This is a genomic window from Pedomonas mirosovicensis, assembly GCF_022569295.1.
Classification (GTDB): Bacteria; Pseudomonadota; Alphaproteobacteria; order Sphingomonadales; family Sphingomonadaceae; genus Pedomonas; species Pedomonas mirosovicensis.
Genome location: NZ_JAKFIA010000001.1, coordinates 144,951 through 168,189, shown reverse-complemented (window position 1 = coordinate 168,189; position 23,239 = coordinate 144,951). Strand labels below are relative to the sequence as shown.

At 65.7% G+C, this 23,239-nt stretch carries 26 protein-coding genes and 2 pseudogenes; 21 read left to right on the top strand and 7 right to left on the bottom strand.

All coding sequences use genetic code 11. The features are described from left to right. Positions 1-95: 95 nt before the first annotated feature. The 5 genes from rpmB to L0C21_RS00770 all read right to left on the bottom strand — a co-directional run bounded on the left by rpmB (position 96) and on the right by L0C21_RS00770 (position 3,513). Entirely contained in the window at positions 96-401 is a 306-nt protein-coding gene (rpmB, locus tag L0C21_RS00790) for a 50S ribosomal protein L28 (protein WP_259276567.1), read from the bottom strand. 461 nt (positions 402-862) lie between these two features. Beyond that, positions 863-1,462, bottom strand: a complete 600-nt coding sequence (locus L0C21_RS00785) for a glutathione S-transferase family protein (RefSeq protein WP_259276566.1) — start codon at positions 1,460-1,462, stop codon at positions 863-865. 349 nt (positions 1,463-1,811) lie between these two features. Beyond that, positions 1,812-2,303 (bottom strand): Dps family protein, encoded by a 492-nt coding sequence (locus tag L0C21_RS00780; protein WP_259276565.1) that lies wholly within the window; start codon positions 2,301-2,303, stop codon positions 1,812-1,814. Between the two features lie 128 nt (positions 2,304-2,431). Beyond that, complete coding sequence (locus L0C21_RS00775) at positions 2,432-3,157, bottom strand: LrgB family protein (RefSeq protein ID WP_259276564.1); 726 nt, start codon at positions 3,155-3,157, stop codon at positions 2,432-2,434. Next, positions 3,145-3,513, bottom strand: coding sequence for a CidA/LrgA family protein (locus tag L0C21_RS00770; protein WP_259276563.1), 369 nt, complete (start codon positions 3,511-3,513; stop codon positions 3,145-3,147). Before L0C21_RS00770 ends, L0C21_RS00775 begins: the two co-directional genes overlap by 13 nt. 132 nt (positions 3,514-3,645) lie before the next feature. Between L0C21_RS00770 and L0C21_RS00765 the strand changes: the two genes are divergently transcribed. From L0C21_RS00765 to L0C21_RS00745, 5 genes are all read left to right on the top strand, one after another. Next, positions 3,646-3,927: a YciI family protein gene (locus L0C21_RS00765; RefSeq protein ID WP_259276562.1), complete on the top strand. Its 282-nt coding sequence runs from the start codon at positions 3,646-3,648 to the stop codon at positions 3,925-3,927. Between the two features lie 227 nt (positions 3,928-4,154). Then, the gene (gene typA, locus L0C21_RS00760; protein WP_259276561.1) at positions 4,155-5,978 is read left to right on the top strand and encodes a translational GTPase TypA; all 1,824 of its coding nucleotides are present in this window, start codon (positions 4,155-4,157) and stop codon (positions 5,976-5,978) included. A 508-nt stretch (positions 5,979-6,486) separates the two neighbouring features. Then, positions 6,487-6,999, top strand: coding sequence for a hypothetical protein (locus L0C21_RS00755; RefSeq protein WP_259276560.1), 513 nt, complete (start codon positions 6,487-6,489; stop codon positions 6,997-6,999). A 10-nt stretch (positions 7,000-7,009) separates the two neighbouring features. Further along, positions 7,010-7,267, top strand: coding sequence for a hypothetical protein (locus tag L0C21_RS00750; protein WP_259276559.1), 258 nt, complete (start codon positions 7,010-7,012; stop codon positions 7,265-7,267). Between the two features lie 310 nt (positions 7,268-7,577). Then, entirely contained in the window at positions 7,578-8,009 is a 432-nt protein-coding gene (locus L0C21_RS00745) for a nucleoside deaminase (protein ID WP_374940238.1), read from the top strand. A gap of 517 nt (positions 8,010-8,526) precedes the next feature. Here L0C21_RS00745 and L0C21_RS00740 read toward each other — a convergent pair. Then, on the bottom strand, positions 8,527-9,957 hold the full coding sequence (locus tag L0C21_RS00740; protein ID WP_259276557.1) for a carotenoid oxygenase family protein: 1,431 nt from the start codon (positions 9,955-9,957) through the stop codon (positions 8,527-8,529). A 90-nt stretch (positions 9,958-10,047) separates the two neighbouring features. Here L0C21_RS00740 and L0C21_RS00735 point away from each other — a divergent pair, with 90 nt between their 5' ends. The 6 genes and pseudogenes from L0C21_RS00735 (at position 10,048) to L0C21_RS00710 (ending at position 15,037) form a co-directional block, all read left to right on the top strand. Then, on the top strand, positions 10,048-10,710 hold the full coding sequence (locus L0C21_RS00735) for a TetR/AcrR family transcriptional regulator (RefSeq protein WP_259276556.1): 663 nt from the start codon (positions 10,048-10,050) through the stop codon (positions 10,708-10,710). A 48-nt stretch (positions 10,711-10,758) separates the two neighbouring features. Continuing rightward, positions 10,759-11,265: a UPF0262 family protein gene (locus tag L0C21_RS00730; protein WP_259276555.1), complete on the top strand. Its 507-nt coding sequence runs from the start codon at positions 10,759-10,761 to the stop codon at positions 11,263-11,265. A 178-nt stretch (positions 11,266-11,443) separates the two neighbouring features. Further along, positions 11,444-12,274, top strand: a complete 831-nt coding sequence (locus tag L0C21_RS00725; protein ID WP_259276554.1) for a methyltransferase domain-containing protein — start codon at positions 11,444-11,446, stop codon at positions 12,272-12,274. A 384-nt stretch (positions 12,275-12,658) separates the two neighbouring features. Then, positions 12,659-13,213: a dCTP deaminase gene (dcd, locus tag L0C21_RS00720; protein WP_259276553.1), complete on the top strand. Its 555-nt coding sequence runs from the start codon at positions 12,659-12,661 to the stop codon at positions 13,211-13,213. A gap of 48 nt (positions 13,214-13,261) precedes the next feature. Beyond that, a pseudogene (gene murA / locus L0C21_RS00715) lies at positions 13,262-14,546 on the top strand (UDP-N-acetylglucosamine 1-carboxyvinyltransferase). 62 nt (positions 14,547-14,608) lie between these two features. After that, positions 14,609-15,037, top strand: a complete 429-nt coding sequence (locus L0C21_RS00710; protein WP_259276552.1) for a DUF2948 family protein — start codon at positions 14,609-14,611, stop codon at positions 15,035-15,037. A gap of 283 nt (positions 15,038-15,320) precedes the next feature. On the opposite strand, the pseudogene L0C21_RS00705 reads toward L0C21_RS00710, so the two are convergent. Next, a pseudogene (locus L0C21_RS00705) lies at positions 15,321-15,886 on the bottom strand (HNH endonuclease). Positions 15,887-16,144: 258 nt separating this feature from the next. Here L0C21_RS00705 and L0C21_RS00700 point away from each other — a divergent pair. The 10 genes from L0C21_RS00700 to L0C21_RS00660 all read left to right on the top strand — a co-directional run bounded on the left by L0C21_RS00700 (position 16,145) and on the right by L0C21_RS00660 (position 23,083). Beyond that, positions 16,145-16,723, top strand: coding sequence for an HPP family protein (locus tag L0C21_RS00700; RefSeq protein WP_259276551.1), 579 nt, complete (start codon positions 16,145-16,147; stop codon positions 16,721-16,723). A 348-nt stretch (positions 16,724-17,071) separates the two neighbouring features. Next, positions 17,072-17,932: a tRNA glutamyl-Q(34) synthetase GluQRS gene (gene gluQRS, locus L0C21_RS00695; RefSeq protein WP_259276550.1), complete on the top strand. Its 861-nt coding sequence runs from the start codon at positions 17,072-17,074 to the stop codon at positions 17,930-17,932. 112 nt (positions 17,933-18,044) lie between these two features. After that, positions 18,045-18,248, top strand: coding sequence for an HIG1 domain-containing protein (locus L0C21_RS00690; RefSeq protein ID WP_259276549.1), 204 nt, complete (start codon positions 18,045-18,047; stop codon positions 18,246-18,248). A 3-nt stretch (positions 18,249-18,251) separates the two neighbouring features. Next, complete coding sequence (locus L0C21_RS00685) at positions 18,252-18,821, top strand: cob(I)yrinic acid a,c-diamide adenosyltransferase (RefSeq protein ID WP_259276548.1); 570 nt, start codon at positions 18,252-18,254, stop codon at positions 18,819-18,821. A gap of 242 nt (positions 18,822-19,063) precedes the next feature. After that, the gene (locus tag L0C21_RS00680) at positions 19,064-19,813 is read left to right on the top strand and encodes an electron transfer flavoprotein subunit beta/FixA family protein (RefSeq protein WP_259276547.1); all 750 of its coding nucleotides are present in this window, start codon (positions 19,064-19,066) and stop codon (positions 19,811-19,813) included. Then, complete coding sequence (locus L0C21_RS00675; protein ID WP_259276546.1) at positions 19,810-20,742, top strand: electron transfer flavoprotein subunit alpha/FixB family protein; 933 nt, start codon at positions 19,810-19,812, stop codon at positions 20,740-20,742. The genes L0C21_RS00680 and L0C21_RS00675 overlap by 4 nt, the downstream gene beginning before the upstream one ends. Positions 20,743-20,852: 110 nt before the next feature. Next, entirely contained in the window at positions 20,853-21,728 is an 876-nt protein-coding gene (locus L0C21_RS00670) for a 3-hydroxybutyryl-CoA dehydrogenase (RefSeq protein WP_259276545.1), read from the top strand. Positions 21,729-21,970: 242 nt separating this feature from the next. After that, a complete protein-coding gene (locus L0C21_RS00665) occupies positions 21,971-22,507 on the top strand; it encodes a dihydrofolate reductase family protein (protein WP_259276544.1) in 537 nt (178 codons plus the stop codon). After that, entirely contained in the window at positions 22,504-22,854 is a 351-nt protein-coding gene (locus L0C21_RS16780) for a TetR/AcrR family transcriptional regulator (RefSeq protein ID WP_374940211.1), read from the top strand. Before L0C21_RS00665 ends, L0C21_RS16780 begins: the two co-directional genes overlap by 4 nt. Further along, positions 22,775-23,083, top strand: a complete 309-nt coding sequence (locus tag L0C21_RS00660) for a hypothetical protein (protein ID WP_259276543.1) — start codon at positions 22,775-22,777, stop codon at positions 23,081-23,083. Before L0C21_RS16780 ends, L0C21_RS00660 begins: the two co-directional genes overlap by 80 nt. Positions 23,084-23,239: the final 156 nt, after the last annotated feature.

The window sequence follows — 23,239 nt, the reverse complement described above, 5'->3', positions numbered from 1 at the left end:
ATCCTGCGATTCGTAATTTTGGGCCTTTGCGGCCCTGGCCGTGCCGGCCTGCCAGTCGAGGGGCCGGGCGGCCCCATCAGCCTGGGTTTGGCGGCTTAGGCGGCCTGCTCGACCGAAGCTTCGGCCAGCGCCTTGGCGACCAGACGCTTTACGCGGCGCGCCTTCAGCGACAGCTTGTCGTCGTGGGTCTTCAGCAGCCACTTGTCGAGGCCACCGGCATGCTCCACCGAACGGGCGCCCGCAGCGGCGACGCGGAAGGTGACCGAGGAACCCAGGGCATCGGACAGGAACGTCACGTTCTGCAGGTTCGGCAGAAAGCGGCGCTTCGTCTTGTTGTTGGCGTGGGACACGTTGTTGCCCACCATGGTGCCCTTGCCGGTCAGTTCGCAAACGCGCGACATGATCAGGTCCTTCAATTTCAATAGCCGACACCGGGCGAAAACCCGGCGACAAATACGAGGGGAGGCGTATAGGCGAGTCGTGCCCGAGCGTCAACCGGCGAAACCGGATCCGCACCGTTTCCAGCCGGAAGGCCGGGAGAAACGCTGCCCACAGACGTTTTAACCGCCCGGAATCCCCGCTGCAAGCCTGAGGCCCTGCGCCATCGGGGCAGGGGTTCGAAGCCTGGGCGGCGTTGTTATGGCCGAGTCGGGGCTGGGCAGTGGCCGCCCAGCCAGCCGCCCTCTGCCCATTTTCTCTCCGCCCACCCGCGCTCCGCCTGTTCTCTCTGGCGCAAAGCCCGTCCATGTTTCCCCCTGTTGTTCTTGTTCTCGGGGCAATGGGGCTCCTCACGCGGCAGCGCGCTTGCGCGTGCCGCCGCGTTGATTAAAGCCTCAGCTATAAAGAATTGCGTGCGCGGGGCTCAGGCCCCAGCGGCGTTGATCGCCATGGCCCGCTGGAAGGCCGGGCGTTCGGTGCAGCGGGCCACATAGGCCTCGATGCCCGGCCGCCCTTCGATGACCTTGAGAAGATACAGGCCGTACCAGAGGCTGGAGCCCATGGCGACGTCCGCCGCGCTGAACCGGTCGCCCAGCAGCCAGGGGCCGGGCGTCACCGCCGACTCGACGACATCCATGGTTTTATCGAAGCTGCCCCAGCCGGCGGCGGTGGAATCCGTCGTCCAGCCCTGCAGCTTCTCGCCGAAGGCAGCTTCCATGCAGCCGGCGCGGAAATACAGCCAGTGCAGGTAGCGGCCGCGGGCGGGGTCATCCAGCGTCGGGGCGAGCTCTGCGCTGCGCGCCTTGTCCGCCACATAGGCGCAGATGGCGGTGGTTTCCCCCATCATCGCCTCGCCATCGCGCAAGGCAGGCACCTTGCCCATGGGGTTGACCTTCAGGAAGTCGGCCGGCCGCTCCGGCCCGCTGCGAATATCGATCAGCGTACGGCTATAGGGAAGCCCCGCCTCTTCCAGCATCCATAGGGCCGTGATTGACCGCGTCTGCGGTGCCCAGAATAGTTCCATTGCGATTGTCCCCTGAGGTTTGGCTTCGTGAAATATGCGGACTAGAACGTATGGCGAACGTTTCGTCCTCGTCAAGTCAGTGTTCGGAGGGGAATGGTCGTATGTCCGACAGGTTGTAGGAAAGGGGCGCAGGCAAGCCGATGCGGCCCGTCAGAATGGCAAGGATGCCAGGGGCGTCGGCTGCTTGCGCGCACGGGGCCGTGCGCCCGGAAAACCTGGGGGACAAATAAAGTGCCGGCCGCGCTCCCTTGCAGGGGGGAATGGAGCGCGGCCGGCGGTCTCGCGGCCCAACGAGAGGGGGCAGGGTAATGGGCCGCGGGGGTAAGCCTGTGGGTTTTAGCGTGCAGCCTCAGGCGAGGTGCGAGCGCAGCATCCAGGCCCGCTTCTCGTGCGCTTCCAGGAGCGCGGTGAGGAAGTCGGCAGTGCCTTCGTCGCCCACCTCGTCGGCGGCATGGATGTCCTCGCGCAGCTGGCGGGCCAGCGCCTCGTGGCCATCGCGCATGGAGGCGATCATCTGCTCGGAGGTCAACTCCGTGCTGTCCACCTCGGGAATGGTGCGGTTCTGCACATATTGGCTCAGCGTCGCCTGCACCGTGCCGCCCAGCGAGCGGGCGCGCTCGGCCACCTCGTCGATGGTCTCGTCGAGGGCTTCATACTCCTCCTCGAACAGGGCGTGGTCCTGCTTGAAGTGGCGGCCGGTCACGTTCCAGTGGAAGGCGCGGGCGCGGGCATAGAGGGAGAATTCATCGGCCAGCAGCCGGTTGAGAATGCCGACGACCTTGGCGCGCGCCTCGGCGGTAAGGCCAATCTCAAGGGTTTCCTTCATCTCTGGCGTGGCCATGTCTGGTCTCCTCTCTGTCTGATGAACTGAAAATACAGCGAAACCGGGCAGAAACAAGTAATCGATGCAATGATATTTTTGCGTTTCAATAATCGAAAAAGCCGATATTGTCCGTTCGGCTCTTCCGCTCAGCCTGCGATCCATGGCCACAGCAGCGGCAGCAGGAGAGTGGTGGCCAGCCCGGCCAGCGTCAATGCCAGGCTGGCGATGCTGAGCGCCTGCGGCGCGATGCGCGCCACGTGCTGGCTGCCGACGATATGGGCGGAAAGGCCCAGCGCCAGCGCGTAGCTTTCCGGGTCGCGCTCCCGCTCGCGCTTGAGGAGGACGGGCAGCAGGATCGCGCCCAGAAGGCCGGTGACGATGACGAGGCCCGCCGCCAGTTCCGCCGGTCCGCCCAGCCGCTCCATCACGGCGATGGCGAACGGGCTGGTGATGGACTTGGCCGAGAGCGCCCTGATGGTCACCGGCGAGAGGTCCAGCAGCTTGGCCAGCCCCACGGCCGAGACGATGCCCGCGAGCGAGCCGATGAGAATGGCCCCGATAAGCGCCTTTCCTGCCGAGATGATGAGCGCCCGCTGGCGATAGATGGGCAGGCCGAAGGCAACCGTCGCCGGCCCCAGCAGCCAGCGCAGCGGCTCGACGCTGCTCATGTAGCCGCGCACCGGCAGACGGGCGAGCGCCAGCCCGGCGATCAGCAGCAGCGCGGCGATGAGGATGGGGTTGGCCAGCGGGTGCTGGCGGGTGAGCTTGCCGAGGCGCAGCGCCACCCCGTAGGCGAGCATGGTGGCAAGAATGCCGCCCGCCACCTGGGCGAGGCTTGCAGCATTCGGCAGCATCTCCATCAGCCCAGCCATTTGCGGAGTCCCTTATAGGCGAGCATGGTGGCAACCCCGGTCGCCACGGTGGAGAGCACCACCACCAGCGCCAGCCGGCCCACTTCGCTTCGCAGCGTGTCGGCGTGCAGCGCCAGCCCCACGGCGGCGGGAGTGATGAGCAGGCCGAGCAGCTTCAGCAGCCCTTCGGCGGCGGCCTGCGTGGAGCGCTCGAGCGCGGGGAAGGCGAGCAGCAAGGCGACATAGGCGGCAAGGCCGATGACCGGGCCGGGCAGGCCAAGAGGCTGGCTCGCCCACCAGCCGGCGAGCGTCAGCACCGCCAGCACGGCGAGGCCGGGCAGGTATGCGCGAACGGAATGGAGGAAACGCGGGAACATTTGGCTCACGCCCTAGACCTGTGCCGCCGGGTTTACAAGCAGGCAGGTCGCGTTCCGATGAGGGGGGAGACGCGCCGGCTTTGGCCCGCTATAGCGCCGTGGGTAACGTCCGCACTTCAAGAAGGAGCCGCCATGCCCCACTTCCTCATCCAGGGTTGGGACAAGCCCAATTCGCAGGATCTGCGCGCCGCCACCCGCCCGGAGCACCTTCGGCATGTGAATTCCGGCCAGGTAAAGGTGGTGATCGCCGGCCCCATGCTGACGGACGACGGCCAACCCATCGGCTCCATGCTGGTGGTGGAAGCGGAGAGCCGCGCAGAGGTGGAAGCCTTCGCCAATGCCGACCCTTACGCGAAAGCCGGCCTGTTCGGGCGCATCGATATTCTTGTCTGGCGGCAGGTCATTCCCGCCTGAGAAAAGGTTCCACCGCGCACGGCCGGAACGGGACGGGGCGCCCCGGCCGCACGGCGGAAAAAAACTTAAGTACTATGGCTGCGCTTGCTGCAATGCGGTGAAATGGATATAAGCGCCGGTCCGCCGCAACCTGCCGGTAATAATGCTGGCCTATTTGCTGTGCCGGACGGCACCCGTTTCCGGGGTGCCGTGCTGGGCGGCATCCCATACTCGAGGCTTACATTTATATGTCCCTGCGCAACGTCGCAATCATTGCCCACGTCGACCACGGCAAGACCACCCTCGTCGATCAGCTGTTCCGCCAGTCCGGCACGTTCCGCGATAACCAGCGCGTTGAAGAGCGCGCGATGGACCGCAACGATCTGGAGCGCGAGCGCGGCATTACCATTCTCGCCAAGTGCACCTCGGTCACCTGGGGCGACACCCGCATCAACATCGTGGACACGCCGGGCCACGCCGACTTCGGCGGCGAGGTGGAGCGCATCCTGTCGATGGTTGATGGCGTGATCCTGCTGGTGGATTCGGCCGAAGGCCCGATGCCGCAGACCAAGTTCGTCACCGGCAAGGCGCTGGCGCTGGGCCTGCGCCCGATCGTGGTCGTCAACAAGATCGACCGCCCGGACGGCCGCCCGGACGAAGTGCTGAACGAAATCTTCGACCTGTTCGTGGCGCTGGACGCCAATGAGGATCAGCTCGACTTCCCGGTGCTCTATGGTTCCGGCCGCGGCGGTTACGTCAGCGAGGACCCGGCCTCCCGCGAAGGTACGCTGGCTCCGCTGTTCGATCTCATCGTCAAGCACGTCGGCACGCCGAACGTCGGCTCGGTCGATGAGCCCTTCGCCATGCTGGCCTCGCTGCTGGACCGCGAGCCGTTCCTCGGCCGCGTGCTGACCGGTCGCGTGCAGCAGGGTCGCCTCAAGGTCAACGACCCCATCAAGGTGCTCAACAAGGACGGCCAGATCGTCGAGCAGGGCCGCGCCTCCAAGCTGCTGGCCTATCGCGGGCTGGAGCGCCAGCCGGTCGATGAGGTGCAGGCGGGCGACATCGTTGCCATCGCCGGTCTTCTCACCGGCACGGTGGGCGAGACCATCGGCGCGCTGACGCTGGAAACGCCGATCGAGGCCCAGCCGATCGATCCGCCGACCCTCTCCATGCGCTTCGCCGTGAACGACTCGCCGCTGGCGGGCCGCGACGGCGACAAGGTGACCAGCCGCATGATCCGCGATCGCCTGATGCGCGAGGCCGAGGGCAACGTCGCCATCAAGATCACCGAGAGCGCCGACAAGGACAGCTTCGAGGTGGCAGGCCGCGGCGAACTTCAGCTGGGCGTGCTCATCGAGACCATGCGCCGCGAGGGCTTCGAGCTTTCCATCTCCCGTCCGCGCGTGCTGTTCCAGACCGACCCCGAGACCGGCCAGCGCATGGAGCCGTATGAGACCGTGCAGGTGGACGTGGACGAGGAATTCGCCGGCGTCGTCGTCGAGAAGCTCGGCCTCCGCAAGGCCGAGATGACCGACATGCGCCCGTCGGGCGGCGGCAAGACCCGCATCGTGTTCAAGGCGCCGTCGCGCGGCCTCATCGGCTACCACGGCGAGTTCCTGTCGGACACCCGCGGCACCGGCATCATGAACCGCTCGTTCGAGGGCTATGGCCCCTACAAGGGCCCGATCTCCGGCCGCCAGAACGGCGTGCTCATCTCGCTCGGCTCCGGCCAGGCGGTGGGCTACGCCCTGCAGGGCCTCGAGGAGCGCGGCATCATCATGATCGCGCCGGGCGATGACGTCTACGAAGGCATGATTATCGGTGAGAACGCCAAGGAGCAGGATCTTGAGGTCAACCCCCTCAAGTCCAAGCAGCTCACCAACTTCCGCGCATCGGGCAAGGACGAGAACATCCGCCTCACCCCGCCGAAGAAGCTGACGCTGGAGCAGGCCATCGCCTACATCGCCGACGATGAGTTGGTGGAAGTGACCCCCAAGGTCATCCGTCTCCGCAAGCGCTACCTCGATCCGCACGAGCGCAAGCGTCACGCCCGCGCCGCCGCTGAATAAGCGCGCACGCAGGAACAAAAGTTCGTCACGTGGGAAAGGGCCTGGCAGAGCAATCTGCCGGGCCTTTTCTTTTCTATCCAGGGTATCGCCGGTGCGCTGGAGTATGGTTGGTCTCTTCGAGGATTTCTGAACGTTCTTTATTTGTCGGGATTGGCACTCGCCCTGGCATTTGCAGTGGTGTTTCCCTCGTGCCTGCTGATTGGCCTGCCAACAGCTTGGATTCTTCGCCGCTACGATATGGAGAGCCTGAGCGGCGTTATTACGGCTCGAACATGGTGGATCGCCAACCGGGCCAAAGCAAATCATGCTCCGGCTGTCGATTGATCGGCATTTCCAGCAGACGCCGGAACCACGGCCCGAAAAAATCGCGGGAGTGCAGAGGGGTAGGCCCCCCTGCAAAGAGAGCAGTGCTCGGCGCGCCATACGCCATGCGGTCTAAGGTGCGGGTGCTTCCCCCTTTTCGTGCAGGCGTAAGGAACCTCCCGGTCTGGCCGAGCGTGAATTCGGCATGGACCCCATTACCGACCTCCACCTGGAGCATTTCCGGCAGCTCTATCTGAACGAGCGGTCGCGTCGCGAGACGATTCGCAGCAGCGTCAGCACGCCGGTGGCGGCATTGTCGTTCGCGGTGTTTGCCTTCAGCACCCTTGCGGTCGAGATCGACCTCGCGCGCTGGCAGGAGCCGGTGACGCTGCTCATCCTGCTGCTCAGCGCCTTGGCGGCGGCGGCCCTGTTTGCCTCCGCCTATCAGATTTTCCGGGCCGAATGGCTGTTCGTCTATCACGAGCCGCCGCGCCTGATCGACCTTATCGGCGACGCGCGGGCGGCGGAGCCGGTTGAAAACATTGTCAAACGCACGCGGCGTGTTCTGACCGCCAGCTATGCGGTGGCTTACGAGCAGTATCTGCAAGGCAATGCGCTCAGCTCCCGCAGCCGCACCTGGGCATTGCGGCTGATCCTGGTGTCGCTGCTGCTTCAGGTGGCGGCGTTCATGCTGCTGCCCTTCCATCTGGCGAAATAGAGGGCCCGCTATGAGATGGCTTGACGGACTTTTCACGCGCCGGCGCATTCAGCCCCATGCGGACAGGCTCGCCTGGCGCACGCGGCGGTGGCTGCGTCATGCCTGCCGGGAGTTGTCGGAGTCGGAACGTCAGGTCGTTCGCGCCCTTGCGCTTGAGGAGGCGCCGGGCATGGTGCTGGTTGACGAAGAGGCGGGCGTCATCGTCCCGCCGGACATGCGCCGGATCATCGAGGGGGAAGAAGCGCCGCGCCGCCGCGCGACCGATTGAGCGCCGCGCAAAAAAAGAGGCGGTGGGACAGCCACCGCCTCAAGTCGCACGGACCACGTGTCGGGGGAAGAAACGCAACGGAAACTCTGTCGCTGGCCGTGGGGGCGGCCCTTCGATGACAGCACTCAAGAATTGCAATTCATTCTCAAGTGCGAATTCATATAGGGGTAAAGCGCTTGGGCGTCAACCGCTGCTGTGGCGCGAAAGGTCGCATCGGGGGTGGCCTTGCGTTGTGCTCCGCGCCGTGCGGCATTGATCCTTTTGCAGCCGGCCAGCCGCCGCATTAAGGTGCGGCCCCATGAGCCGGTACATGCAAATGGCGCTGGAGCAGGCGCGTCTCGCGGCAGCGCGGGGCGAGGTGCCCGTGGGCGCGGTCATCGTCGATGAACGGGGTGAGGTGCTCGCCGCCGACGGCAACCGCACGCGCGCGCACAACGATCCCACTGCCCATGCGGAAATGCTGGTCATCCGCCAGGCCGCCGCCAGATTGCAGGACGAGCGCCTGCTGGGCTGCGATCTCTACGTGACGCTCGAGCCCTGCCCCATGTGCGCCGGAGCCATTTCCTTCGCCCGCCTGCGCCGGGTCTACTTCGGCGCGGGCGACCCCAAGGGCGGCGGGGTGGAGCACGGCCCGCGCGTGTTCAGCCATCCCACCTGCCATCACCGCCCCGAAGTGTACGGCGGCCTCTCCGAAACGGCGGCGTCCGACATTCTCAGGCAGTTCTTCGCCGAGCGGCGCTGAGGCGCTTCTCTTCAGAAATGTATTTCTTTGCGGGGGGGCGCTCAGCCCGCGGCTTCGCCCCGCGCCCCCTTTCGCTTGCCGGGCCGCGGCCGTCAGGGCGCGTTGTGCCTGCCCGATCGCCCGGAGGTGATGTGGCGGGCGGGACAGGGTGCGGCATCGGCCGCCCCCTGAGGGAATCGTTGCCATCTCAACAGCCGCGCGATTCAAATCATCGGAAGGGCAGATCCTTGAATAATTTTAAGGAGCGTTTGTGCCGCTTTAGATGGCCAGTTCAGCATTCAATCCAGGTGGGCGAGGCCTTCTTGCCGGACGCATCCCATTCAATTCCCGCAAGGGCTCAAGGAGACGAGAACCATGTCTGTGCGCCTCCCCGCCCAGCCTCAAAAAACCGGAATGATTTTAGGGAGCATATGCGCTTGCTCAGGTGCGCGAGACGGCCATGCCGGGCGCGGCCCGTTCAAACAAAATGGGGCGCAGGGGTCCCAAGACCCCTGCATAGAAATAACACCATTGTCGCTCACCCCATCGCCACCTCAGCGGCATCGATCCAGTTGCCGTGAAAGCCGTGCGGCACGCGGTGGTGGAGATGCACCACGGCCTGCGGTGGGCCGGTCACATCCTGCGCGTTGAGGATCACGAGATCGCTTTCCCCTCGGTTGGCGTCGTAGACGAAGCTCAGCAGCCAGCCGTCGTCTTCCGCCATCGCGCCGCTGCGCGGCACGAACACCGCCTCGCCGGTCTCCCGGCCCGGCCCGTGGTCGTGCGTCTCCGTCCGTCCGGCCTCCAGGTCGTGCTTGATGAGGCGGGTGCCGCCCGTCAGATCCTCGCCGTACGAAACCGCATAGGCATAGCGGTAGGGCCGGGCCGCCAGCTGCTCGTTCATGCGCGGGAATTCCTGGCCGCGATCATCCACGACCGTGCGCGCCGTGGTGCCGCGCTGCGGGTCGATCAGCCAGCGCTCGAAGGTGACGCGGCGCGAATCCGGCCCGGTGATCGAGTGGTCGAACATCCGGTCGTGCGCCACCACATCCAGCTGCACCCGGCCATCCGGCAGGTCGTAGGCGTTGCAACTGTGGAACACGAAGCAGGGGTCGACGGCGCACCACAGGATGTCATCAGCCGTCGCCTCGTTGTCGCGCGGCAGCAGGCCGATGCGTGCCTCGTGGCGCGGGTTCCAGGCATAGGGCATGGCGCTGCCGCGCAGCAGCCGCCGTGCCGAGAAGGTCACGGGCAGGTCGAAAATGATGACATACCGCCCGGTCAGCGCGCAGTCGTGCACCATCGGGCCGTGGCGCACGGGAATATCGACCGTCCGGAGCACCCGGCCATTGCTGCCCACCGCCACATGGAACAGCCGCCCCTGCACCCGGCCGTCGTAGCAGATGGCGTGCAGCTCGCCCGTTGCCGGGTCGCGGTGCGGATGGGCGCTGAAGGCGGTGCCGAGCGTGCCGCTAAGGTCGGTGTGGGCGCGCGTCTCCAGCCCTGCGTCCAGCGCAACGGGGAAGGGGCCGGCTTCCACCAGCGCCCAGATCTGCCCCGCATGGGCGATGATGTTGGTGTTCACGGTCTCGAAGATGCCCCGGCGCGGTCCAGGGGCGGGGGGCTCGCCCAGAGCCCGGCTCACCGGCCCGGTGCGAATCCAGCGGTTGCGATACCACAGGGCCCGTCCTTGGCGCAGGCGCACGCCATGGGCCATGCCGTCGCCCGAGAACCAGTGGTAGCGTCCGGCGTGTCGCGGTGGGCGGACCGGGTTCGGCCCGATGCGGGCATAAAGGCCGTCCAGCTCCGGTGGTATGCTGCCCGTCACCCGTAGCGCGGTCTCCTCCGTCTCCTGGAAAACCGGGGCGAAGCCGCCCTCCAGCCAGGAATTTGACTCCCGCGGAGAGGGGGCCAGACGTTGAATGCCTTGTATAATGGCGCCAAGGGCGCGATCAGCAAAACGAGACATGGAAACGCTCCTGTGGTCTCGGACCGGAGTCCTGGCCAGGATTCCAGCCTTGGGGGTTGAGATGCGCGACGCTATGTGTACGGTGTTAACATGACGATGCGACAGAATGTAAACGGTGTCAACATTGAATCCGCCGCCGAGGACAAGTCTGTGCCTGGGCGGCGCTATCACCATGGCAACCTGCGGGAGGAGCTGATCGCCACGGCGCTCGACATGCTGGAGGCGCAGGCGGAAGGGACCGTCAGCCTGCGCGAGCTGGCCCGTCGGGTCGGCGTGTCGCCCAATGCGGCCTACCGCCATTTCCCCGACAAGGAGGCGCTGCTGGCGGCCCTGGCGGCGGAGGGCTTCAAGCGTCTTGCCGCCCTTCAGGCGGGGGCGGGCAAGGGCGAGGGCGATCCCCGCGCGGCGTTCCGGGCGGCGGGGCTGGCCTATGTGCGCTTCGCCCGACAAAATCCGGCGCTGTTCCGCCTGATGTTCGGGCGCTTTCATGATACGGACAGCGCCCGCCGTGACGAGGCGCTGGCGGCGGCGAGCGCGCTGGCGGTCGAAGGGCTGCGCCGGGGCGTGGCGCGGGCGGCGGGCCTGGCGGAGGATGACACTGCCGCGATTCGGGTCCATGCCCTGCGCGCCTGGTCGCTGGTGCACGGTCTCAGCCTTCTGGTGCTCGACGGGCAGGTGGCGGCGGAAGGCGAGGCGCTGGAGCGGTTGATTCAGGCGGTCTTGACCCCGGAGAGCCTGCTGGCCGTTCCCTGAGGCGGGCCGGCTGATTTTCAGCGTAATGGTCCTCTCCTGGAATCTGCTATGCAGGTCTTGATGAAGAGCGAGCAGCACACCCAGCGGATCATCGCCGTCGATCTGGACGAACGCACGATCCTGTGGCGCAACGCCGATGTGGAACAGGAGCGGCGGGTTGCGATCTTCGATCTGCTGGAGGGCAACCGCTTCGCGCCCAGGACTGAGTATCCCAACGGCTATCGCGGGCCGTACAAGCTGCTGATGCGGGTGGAGGAGGGGCGGCTCGCCTTCGACATCTCGACCGACAAGGGCGACCTCCTCGAGACCATTACCCTTTCCATGACCCCGTTCCGCCGGGTGATCCGCGAATATTTCGCCATCTGCGAAAGCTACTACCAGGCGATTCGCAACGCCTCGCCCAGCCAGATCGAGGCCATCGACATGGGCCGGCGCGGCATTCACAACCACGCCGCCGAGGTGCTGCAGGAACGCATTGCCGACAAGCTGGACGTGGACTTCGACACCGCCCGCCGCCTGTTCACCCTGATCTGCGTGCTGCACATTCGCGGTTGAGGCGGCCGGAGGATGCGCCTGGCGCAATGCCCGCGCATCACGAAAATCCATCCCATGCGTTAGCCCCCCTATCCGGGTAAACTCCTGGGCTTATGGGCGGGCCGTCCGCGGCCTGCTCCGGCCTGTGGCGAGGCGTGTCGTTTCACCCGGAAACTCAGGTGAGGACCAAGGGGGAGTCATGACGCAAACCCGCAGCGAACGGAACGATGGTCTTGGCATTCAGGATGGCGAGGTGGAGCGCCTTTGCCTCCAGCATCAGGTCTGGCGATCGCGCGCGCTGGATGCATGGCGGCGCGCCGGCTTCACGGTCGGCCAGAGTCTCCTCGATGTCGGGTCGGGCCCCGGCTACGCCTCCTTCGACCTGGCGGATATCGTCGGGCCCAAGGGCAAGGTGTGTGCGGTCGACCGCTCGGCCCGGTTCGTGGAGGCGCTGCGCGAGCGGGCCCGGCGCTGCGGCTACGGTAACATTGCTGTCCATTGCCGTGACATGACCGTTGATGGCCTGCCGGTCATGGACGGCTCGATGGATGGGGCCTGGTGCCGCTGGATCTTCGCCTTCCTGCGTCAGCCGGCGATTCTGCTCGACGCCCTTGCCGCGGCGCTGCGGCCGGGCGGCGCGCTCGTCCTTCACGAATACCTCGATTACCGCACCTGGCGGCTTGCGCCCCGCTCGCTGCTGCTGGAGCGTTTCGTCTCCGAAGTTGTTGCCAGCTGGCGCGATGCGGGCGGGGAGCCGGACATCGCGCTTGATCTGCCCGGCTGGCTCACCGATGCCGGCTTCGAGATTCGCGAACTGCGGCCCATGATCGATGTCATCACCCCGGCCAGCTTCGTCTGGCAGTGGCCCGCCAGCTTCATCGACGTGAACCTGACGCGGCTGGTGGAGCTGGGCCGCATCGCCCCGGCGCTGGCGGGTGAGATCGGCGCTGAGTTCCAGGCGCGCAGCCAGGAGCCCTCTTCCCTGATGATTACCCCGACCGTGCTGGAGATCATCGCCGTGCGACGCTGAGGCGCACAGGCAAGTAGTTTAAGGGGGCCTCAGGCCCCCCTTTCGATCCCGCTTTCGTATTATCGGGCCGCACCCGGTCAGGACGGCGTGCGAGCCTTGGCTATTCAGTAAACCCTGAGGCTTATGCCGGGCACGGCCCTTTCAAACGAAAGGAAGGTTGCAGGAGGAGCGAAGCCACTGGCTGAGCGCCTCTCCTGCGAATCAAAAGCAGGGGAGGCGTGCCCATGGGCCGTGCGGCATGTGCGGTCCGCCGCGCTCGGTTGCCCGCTCTCAGCTTGTCGGTTTGACCCTGACCGGCTAGAACGCGAGATCCGCGCTGCCCGTCGTTCCGGGCGTGCATCGCCAACAGCTGCGTTTCTTGCCGCGAGGGGAAGTTTTCAATCCATGGCCGTGATGTCTGACCGCTGGATTCGTGAGAAGGCTCTGAGCGAGGGGATGATCGAGCCCTTCGTCGACCGGCAGGAGCGGGGGAATTGCATTTCCTACGGCCTCTCCTCCTATGGCTACGACGCGCGCGTGGCCGATGAGTTCAAGATCTTCACCAACGTCGACAACGCGGTGGTGGACCCGAAGGACTTCTCGCCCCACTCCTTTGTCGACCGCAAGCAGGATGTCTGCATCATTCCGCCCAACAGCTTCGTGCTGGCGCGGACGGTCGAATATTTCCGCATCCCGCGGGATGTGCTGGTCATCTGCCTTGGCAAGAGCACCTACGCCCGCTGCGGCATCATCGTGAACGTGACCCCGCTGGAGCCGGGCTGGGAAGGCCACGTGACGCTGGAGTTTTCCAACACCACGCCGCTGCCCGCCAAGGTCTACGCCAACGAGGGCGCGTGCCAGTTCCTGTTCCTGCAGGGCAACGAGCCGTGCGAAGTTTCCTACGCGGACCGCGCCGGCAAGTACCAGGGCCAGCGCGGCGTCACCCTGCCCCGCCTGTAACGCGGCGCGGAATTGTGAAAGGCCGGCGCGCCGGATAAGAGCGACTCCATGGACAAGATCATCATTCGCGGCGGCAGGCCGCTGAACGGACGCATTCCCATCTCCGGCGCGAAGAACGCGGCGCTGACGCTGATGCCGGCGGCCATCCTGACGGAAGAGCCGCTGACGCTCCGCAACCTGCCGCGCCTGGCGGACATCGACACCTTCAGCCATCTGCTCAACCAGCATGGCGTGTCGCTGACGCTGGAAGGTTCGCGCCCCGAAGAGTTCGGCCGGGTGATGACGCTGAAGGCCAGCCGCATCACCAACACCGTCGCGCCCTATGACATCGTGCGGCGGATGCGCGCCTCCGTTCTCGTCCTCGGCCCGCTGCTGGCCCGCTGCGGCGAGGCCACCGTCTCGCTGCCCGGCGGCTGCGCCATCGGCACTCGCCCCATCGACCTGCACCTGAAGGGGCTGGAGACGCTGGGCGCACGCATCGAGCTGACGCAGGGCTACGTGAAGGCCGTCGCGCCGGACGGCCTCAAGGGCGGCGTGGTGCGCTTCCCCTTCGTCTCGGTGGGCGCGACCGAGAACGTGCTGATGGCGGCAACGCTCGCCCATGGCGAGACCGTCATCGAGAATGCAGCGCGCGAGCCGGAAATCGTTGATCTTGCCCACTGCCTCCAGGCCATGGGCGCCGAGATCGAGGGCATTGGCACCGAACGGCTGGTGGTGCGCGGCAAGACCCGCCTGCACGGCGCGACCTATGCCGTGATGGCGGACCGCATCGAGGCCGGCTCCTATGCCTGCGCGGCGGCCATCACCGGTGGCGAGCTGGAGTTGCTCGGCGTCCATGCCGACACGCTCGGCTCGGTCATCGAGGCGTTCGAGGAAGCGGGTGTCGCCATCACCCCCCACCCGCGAGGGGTTGAAGGTCGCCCGCCGCAACGGCGCGCTGAGCGGCATCTCGGTGACGACCGCGCCCTACCCCGGCTTTCCCACCGACATGCAGGCCCAGTTCATGGCCATGCTGGCCCTGGCGGATGGGGCCAGCGTGCTGACCGAGACGATTTTCGAAAACCGCTACATGCACGTGCCGGAACTGGCTCGCATGGGAGCCGATATTCAGGTGCGCGGGCGCTCGGCCTTCGTGCGCGGCGTCGGCCAGTTGACTGGCGCGCCGGTGATGGCGACGGACCTGCGCGCGTCGATGAGCCTGGTGCTGGCGGGCCTGGCAGCCCAGGGCGAGACCACGGTCAACCGCATCTACCATCTTGACCGTGGCTACGAGCGGCTGGAGGAAAAACTCTCCGCCGTCGGCGCGGACATCGAGCGGGTGAGCGCGGGCTGATCCGCCTGCCGGCAGGGTCGCCCCAGGCAGCGGCGAGGCAAGGAAGCGAGGAGGCGCAACGCATGTCGAAACCACTTCGGCTTCTGGCGCAGGACCAGGACGACGTTCCCGTCGTCTCGGCCCTCATCCAGGATGCGGTTGTTCGCCCTTCGGAAGTCTGCCTCGACGCGCGCGCCCGCCGCTTCGTGCTGTTGATGAACCGCTTCCGCTGGGAGGATGCGGCGGAAGAGCCCAGGCGCGTCCGCACCGCCCTGCGGATCGAGGGGGTGATGAAGGCCACCCGCAAGGCCTGGCCGTCGGCCGCCGACAAGGAGGCGGTGCTGGAGCTGCTTGCCATCACTGTCACGCCCCGCGCGGAAGGCGCCGCCACGCTGGAGCTGGACTTCGCCGGGCCCGCCGCCGTGCGGCTGGAGGTGGAGTGCGTCGAGATCCTGCTCGAAGACCTGACCGAGCCCTGGCCCGCCCGCGCCAAGCCCGCCCACAAGGCGTGATTTTCGGTTCGACTGATTTTTGGGCAGGTGATTTTATGCCGGGGGAGCTTGTTCCCCCTGCGACCCCTATTCGTTTAAAGGCCTGTTCGTCTAAAGGCCTGTTTGTTTAAAGGCCTGTTTGTTTAAAGGAACGTGCGCGGGAGGAAGGTCGCAGCCCACTGAATGACGGCCTCTCGATCAGGCGCCGGAAACGCGGCCCGAAAAACGAAGGGGAGTGCAGAGGGTCCGCGACCCTCTGCAAAAAAACAGATGCCTGAAAATAATCCGATCCCCGGCCTGCCGCTTACGCCTCCAGCTCCGTGTCCCAGTAGAGATAGTCCCGCCAGGTTTCGTGCAGGTAGCGGGGCGGGAAGGCCCGGCCGTTCTGCTGAAGCTCGAAGGTGGTGGGCTGGTGCGGCCTGATGCGCGGGTGCATGTGCGCCTCGGCGGGGGTGCGGCCGCCCTTGCGAAGGTTGCAGGGCGCGCAGGCGGTGGTCACGTTCTCCCAGGTCGTGCGGCCGCCATGGGAGCGCGGCACCACATGGTCGAAGGTCAGGTCCTCGCCCGCGCCGCAGTAGGTGCAGGCGAAGCGGTCCCGCAGGAACAGGTTGAACCGGGTGAAGGCGGGGTAGCGGGCCGGCTTCACATACTGTTTGAGGCTGATGACCGAGGGCAGCTTCATGGTGAAGCTGGGGGAATGCACCTCGCGCTCGTATTCGGCGACGATGTTCACCCGATCGAGAAAAACCGCCTTGAGGGCGGTTTGCCAGTCCCACAGGCTTAGGGGGTAGTAGGACAGGGGGTACAGTCCGCGTTGAGCACCAGCGCGGGACATTGTTCCAGCTTTGGCAGGACGGTTGGGTGGTACATGTTTGGTCCGCTCTCGCTTTCTCTCGAAAGCGACCGCGACCGCTCGGACTTGTCGCACTCAAGCCGGCCGACGAGGCCGCTCGACTTTTGCAATCCGCAACAACACGATGTCTACCACACCTCGTGTTTCATCATAATGACATGACATGATCTGGTATCGTCAAGCCTATGTTTGCTGCTCTGGCGGCAACAAACGCGAAAATGTCGCCGATGTTTCGCAGATGCCCAGACTGGGCTGTGGCAAGGCATAGTTTTTCTGTGTTGACGGTCACAGGGCGCTCGGGCATCCGGCCTGCCCGCAAGTCACCGTTTCAGCAGCAGTTCAATTCCGTGCGTCACTACATCACCCGTCATCAGCCCAAGACCCACCCGCGCCATTCCGTCCTGGCAGGGCTGGGCGGTATCGTCGGCATCGGCATGGTCGCCGGCCTCAGCGTCTGGTCCGGCAACCCCTTCCTGATCGCCCCGTTCGGCGCCAGCGCGGTGCTGCTGTTCTCGACGCCGGACAGCCCGCTCTCCCAGCCGGCCCATGTGGTGGGCGGGCACTTCATCGGCGCGCTCGTCGGCCTGATCCTCCACGCCTTCCTGCCCGACACCTGGTGGGCGGCGGCAATGGGCGTGGGGCTGGCCATCACCATCATGTCGGCGCTGCGGCTCACCCACCCGCCCGCCGGCGGCAACCCGCTGGTCGTCTTCGCGTCCGATCCCAATTTCGGCTTCCTGTTCATGCCGGTGCTGCTGGGCTCCGCCTGCCTGGTGGCGACGGCCTGCCTCTACCATCGCCTCACCCGCGTGCCCTATCCGCGCCGCCCGGAGCCTGCCCCGGCAATCTCCTGAGGGCTCGCGCCTCCCCTCAGGGCGAGGCGCGTCATACAGCCGGCTGGGTCGCCAATGGTTCCGGGTTGCATTCCCTGCCGCCCGGCGGGCGTGGCGTGCCGCACCGGGGCGCTTGTCCAACAATGAGAAAGAGCGAAACGCCACGCGACAGGCCACACGCTTCCACGCCAACGCCTCACCCACTCACCAGCTTCTTCAGTCACCCGTACGCCCTTGGCAATTGCCAGAATGTTCTCTATTTATTCTTGCTTGTTTCCGCCGTCAATAGGCAAAAAGCAATACATGTGAATTAAATCCCCTGCCGCCCCCTCTTCCAGAACGGGCCGCCCCGGTCTAGGGTGCGCCGTCATGGCCGCGCCTGAATCCTTCCCCGTCGTCACCCGCTTCGCGCCGTCGCCCACCGGCCGCCTGCACTTGGGCCATGCCTTCTCGGCGCTGCTGAACGCCCGCTTCGCCGCCGGGCACGGCGGGCGCTTCCTCCTTCGCATCGAGGACATCGACGCCACCCGCTGCCGGGCGGAGCTGGTGGAGGGCATCTTCGAGGATCTGGGCTGGCTCGGCCTTAAGTGGGAGGAGCCGGTGCGCCGTCAGAGCGCGCACATGGCCGATTACCGGGCCGCGCTCGATCGCCTGTCGGCCATGGGCTTGCTTTATCCCTGCTTCTGCACCCGGAAGGACATTGCCGCCGAGGTCGCCCGCTCGGGCGCGGCGCCCCACGGCCCTGATGGCCCGCTCTACCCCGGCCTGTGCAAGCGCCTCCCGGCGGAGGAGCAGGAGGCGCGCATCGCCTCCGGGGCGCCTTATGCGCTGCGCCTTCATGTCGACCGGGCGCTCGGGCTCACCGGTCCGCTCACGTGGGAGGATGCGGAGGCGGGAGAGGTCGCGGCCGATCCCGCCAGCCTTGGCGACGTGGTGCTCGCCCGCAAGGAAACGCCCGCCAGCTATCACCTGGCGGTGACGGTGGATGATGCGCTCCAGGGCATCACCCACATCATTCGGGGGCAGGACCTGTTCCACGCCACCCACATTCACCGGCTGCTGCAGGCGCTGTTGCAGCTGCCGACGCCGCGCTATCATCACCATGCGCTGCTCACCGACGAGACCGGCCAGCGCCTTGCCAAGCGGGCGGGCTCGCCCTCGCTGGCCGACCTGCGCCAGCAGGGGTGGACGCGGGAAGATGTCTTCCGCCGCCTCGGCCTTTGGCCGTGATTTGCAGGCAGCGGAGAAAACCGGTAATCCACACGTTGGCTTGGGGGTAATTCCCGGCTTCTCAAGAGGTTCGGCTTCTCGGAAAGCCCGGCTTCTCAGGAGGATAGAGACGATGAACGCTTTCATGCTGGCTGTAATCATCATCGGCGCGCTGCTGACTGTGGGCGCGCTGGTTCGCGGTCTGGTCCTCCTCGGCTCCGGCAAGGACGTGTCGGGCGAGAAGCAGAACAAGATGATGTGGTATCGCATCCTGTTCCAGGGTCTCACCGTTCTGGCGGTCATCATCGTGCTGCTGATGGTTGGCGGCCGCAGCTAGACCATGGTGAAGCTGACCCGGATCTACACCCGCGGCGGCGACAAGGGGCAAACCAGCCTCGTCGACGGCAGCCGCCTGCCCAAGCACGCGCTTCGCATCGAGGCCTACGGCACGGTGGACGAGGCCAGTTCGGCCATCGGGCTTGCCCGCCTGCACACGGCGGGCGAGGCGGCAAGGGAGGCGGACGCCATGCTCGCCCGCATCCAGAATGATCTGTTCGACCTTGGCGCGGACCTCGCCACGCCGGGCGTCGACATGGAGGGCGCGCTTCGCATCCAGCCCTCGCAGGTGGAGCGGCTGGAGCGGGAGATCGACGCGCTGAACGCGGAGCTGGAGCCGCTGAACAGCTTCATCCTGCCGGGCGGCTCGGCGGCATCAAGCCACCTGCACCTTGCCCGCGCGGTGGTGCGCCGGGCCGAGCGCATGACAACCCACGCGGCCGAGCAGGAGGCGATCAACCCGGTCGTCATCCACTATCTCAACCGCCTGTCTGATCACCTGTTCGTGCTGGCCCGCCACCTCAATGACAGGGGCCGGGCGGACGTGCTGTGGGTGCCGGGCGCGAACCGGTAGAAAAAACCGTCTTTTGTTTTGGCCTGTCATTCTGGCGGCTATACCGGCGTTCTGGCCGGAGGAAAGGCCCCGTTTCCGTCAGAAATGGGGTGGGTGCGCTTATAGCGCGTGAATTATGGGGTGCCGGAGTTGACACGGTTGGCCCAGTTGACGCAAACGCCAAGCAATTGGCGGTTTCGCCAAAGCTTTTTGATCGGGGGACGAAGGTCCTCCTCCTCCCGTGGCCGAAGAGGAGTGATGGAATGAAGGTTCTGGTGCCCGTCAAGCGGGTGGTCGATGCGAATGTGAAGGTCCGCGTGAAGCCGGACCAGACGGGCGTTGAGCTCGCCAATGTGAAGATGAGCATGAACCCCTTCGACGAGATCGCGGTCGAGGAAGCGGTTCGCCTCAAGGAAAAGGGCGTGGCGACGGAAGTCGTCGTGGTCTCCATCGGTGAGCAGAAGTCGACCGAGACCCTGCGGACCGCCCTCGCCATGGGCGCGGACCGGGGCATTCTCATCAAGGCCGAAGGCGCGGTCGAGCCGCTCGCCGTCGCCAAGCTGCTCGCCAAGGTGGCGGGCGAGGAACAGCCCCAGCTGATCGTCATGGGCAAGCAGGCCATTGACGACGACAGCAACCAGACCGGCCAGATGCTCGCCGCCCTGCTGGGTTGGGCCCAGGGCACCTTCGCCTCCAAGGTGGAGCCCGCAGAGGGCGAGGTTTCCGTCACCCGCGAGGTGGACGGCGGCCTTGAAACCGTCGCGCTCAAGCTCCCGGCGGTGGTGACGACCGACCTGCGCCTCAACGAGCCGCGCTATGCTTCGCTGCCCAACATCATGAAGGCCAAGTCCAAGCCGATCGCCGAGAAGAGCCCGGCCGACTACGGCGTTGATGTCACCCCGCGCCTCACGACGCTGAAGGTCACCGAGCCGCCCAAGCGGCAGGCGGGCATCAAGGTCGGCAGCGTTGATGAGCTGATCGGTAAACTCAAGGAAGTGGGAGCGATCGCATGAGCGTCCTGGTTCTGGCAGAACACGACAACACCGGCCTCAAGGACGCCACGCTGGCGGCCGTCACTGCGGCTTCGAAGCTCGGCGGCGATGTGCATGTGCTGGTGGCCGGTCAAGGCGCGCAAGCTGCGGCCGACGCCGCCGCCAAGGTGGAAGGCGTCGCCAAGGTGCTGCTGGCGGATGATGCCTCTCTCGCCAACGGCCTTGCCGAAAACCTCGCCCCGCTGCTCGTTGATCTGATGGCGGGCTACGATGCGCTGGTGGCCCCGGCCACCTCGTTCGGCAAGAACGTCGCCCCGCGCGTGGCGGCGCTGCTCGACGTGGCGCAGATCTCCGACATCACCGCCGTCGAGGGGCCGGATACCTTCCAGCGCCCGATCTACGCGGGCAACGCCATTGCGACCGTCCAGTCGTCGGATGCCAAGAAGGTCATCACCGTGCGCGCCACCGCCTTCCCGAAGGCAAACGCCGCCGGGGGCTCCGCAGCCGTCGAGGCCGTGGCGGGCAAGGGTGACGCTGGCCTGTCCCGCTTCGTCGGGGCCGAGCTGTCCAAGTCGGATCGCCCGGAGCTGACCTCGGCCAAGATCGTCGTCTCCGGCGGCCGTGCGCTGGGGTCGGCCGATGCGTTCAAGACCGTCATCGAGCCGCTGGCCGACAAGCTGGGCGCGGCCATCGGCGCATCCCGCGCGGCGGTCGATGCGGGCTACATGCCCAACGACTATCAGGTCGGCCAGACCGGCAAGATCGTCGCGCCCGAGCTCTACATCGCCGCCGGTATTTCCGGCGCAATCCAGCATCTGGCGGGCATGAAGGATTCCAAGGTCATCGTCGCCATCAACAAGGACGAAGAAGCCCCCATCTTCCAGGTGGCCGACTTCGGGCTGGTGGCGGACCTGTTCCAGGCCGTGCCGGAGATGACCTCGAAGCTTTAAAGGCCTGCGAGGTTCGCAACGAAACGGAAGAAGCCCGTCCGCACCCGTGCAGGCGGGCTTTTCTGTTATGAAACAGGCGGAAACGTCTCTTTGAGGGGGAGGGAACAACCATGACCATCAACACCATCGGCGTCATCGGCGCGGGGCTCATGGGCAACGGCATCGCCCACGTGGCGGCGCTGGCGGGCTACGCCGTCACCATCGCCGAAGTCTCCATGGACCGGGCCGAGAAGGGCCGCGCCACCATCGAGAAGAACATGCAGCGGCAGGTCTCGAAGGAGGTCATCACCACGGCCGACATGCAGGCGGCGCTCGCCCGCATCTCGCTCACCACCGACTACGCGGATTTCGCATCGGCCGACCTCGTGATCGAGGCCGCCACCGAGAACGAGGCGATCAAGCGGGAGATCTTCGGCAAGCTGGCCGCCATTTTGACGCCGGAAGCCCTCATCGCCACCAACACCTCCTCCATTTCCATCACCCGCCTCGCCGCCGCCACCGACCGGCCGGACCGCTTCGGCGGCATGCACTTCTTCAACCCCGTGCCGATGATGGCGCTGGTTGAGGTCATTCGCGGCATCGCTACCTCCGACGCCACCGCAAGCGCCCTCCGTCAGGTCGCCGAGCGCATGGGCAAGACCGTGGTCGCCGCCGACGATCAGCCCAGCTTCGTCGTCAACCGCATCCTCTGCCCCATGATCAACGAGGCCATCTTCGCGCTTCAGGACGGCGTCGGCTCCGTCACAGATATCGACAACGGCATGAAGCTGGGGGCCAACCATCCCATGGGCCCGCTGCAACTGGCGGATTTCGTCGGGCTCGACACCATGCTCGCCGTCATGCGCGTCATGCACGAAGGGTTCGGCGATCCCAAATACCGCCCCGCACCGCTGCTGGTGAAATACGTCGAAGCCGGCTGGCTCGGCCGCAAATCCGGCCGCGGCTTCTACGACTATTCCGGCGAGACGCCGGTGCCGACGCGGTAGGGGGTATCCAGTAAGGGGCTTTTCGTGGGGGTCTTAACCCCCACACCCCCCACTCGTTTATCGGGACGTGTGCAGGAATGGCCGGGCGCGTCCGTTTTTTGCTGCACTTGGAAGCCCAAAACCAGCCAGCCTCCGCTAATGGTGGGAGGCGGAGCGGCGGCTTGTATTCACCGCAATTATCATGGGGGATTGACACGTCGTGCAACCCCATAATTATACGCTGTATAATTATGGGGTGTAAGATGATCACCGGCCATGTTTTTATTGCAACCAGCTTGGACGGGTTTATCGCGTGCGAGGACGGTGCCATTGAGTGGCTGATCGAGCGCGACGATCCTGCCGAGGATCACGGTTATGATGACTTCATAAAGGACATCGACGTCATAATAATGGGCAGGGGCACCTTCGAAACAGTGCGTGACAAGAAACCCTGGCTATACAATCGTCCGGTGCTCGTTCTTTCCGCCACCCTGGCGGACCAAGCGGTTCCGGCCGATCTTGCAGGTAAAGTCCGCTTCTCGGGACAGTCGCCACAGCAGGCGATGGCGATGCTTGAAGCGGAAGGGCACCGTCGCGTTTATGTTGATGGAGGGCGCGTTATCCAGTCCTTCCTTCGCGAAGGCTTGATCCGCGATCTGGTGATCACCCGCGTCCCGATACTGCTCGGCACCGGCCGCCCCTTGTTCGGTCCGGTCTCGCGCGAGATTCCTCTCACCCATGTGAGCACCCGTTCGTTTCCGTCCGGGCTGGTGCAATCGACTTATACTGTCGTGCCATGACCACGCGAGGCCGAGGCAGGCCCTCTGGCGGCACGGAGAGCGTCTCACCAGCAAAGATTCTTTCTGAAGCCCTGGGCCTTTTGGATAGTAAGGGGCTGGAAGGGTTGACGATGCGCGCCTTGGCCATGCGCGTCGGCATCAGTCCGATGACGATCTACCATCATTTTCAGGATCGAGACGGATTGATCAGAGCATTGGGGGATATGGTCTACTCAGATGTTGACGCACCCCCCGGCGGGATGTGTCCGATCGCGTATCGAGGGGCTGTTGAGCGCCTATCGCTCGAAGGTGGTGCGGCATCCAAATTTAACGCTCGCCATCTTTACCCGGCCAGCGGTTTTCCCTGATCACGCCAAGCGCATCACCGAGAGCCTTGCAGAGCTGCTCGGCGAACTTGGGCTCCCGGCGTTGCACTCTCGACTATGGGTGCACATTCTTGTGGACTACACCCACGGTGCAGCACTTGCGACAGCGATGGGCGGCGGGAGCACAGGTTCGAATCCGGCAGCGAGCGATGCCGGGGATGAGGACTATTCACGCGCGGTTTGCGAGCTGCTGGCCCGCCTTGAGGGATAATGCGACTGTCTGCATAACGATCGCCAGATCTGGGCAGCAATAACAGGAAGGGCGGCTGAAACTGAAGTCAGGTCCGCCCCGGATGGGAAGCGATCGTTCGCCGTCAGGGCGCCACCCAAACCCAGAGGCGCGGCCCGATAAACGAATGGGGGCGTG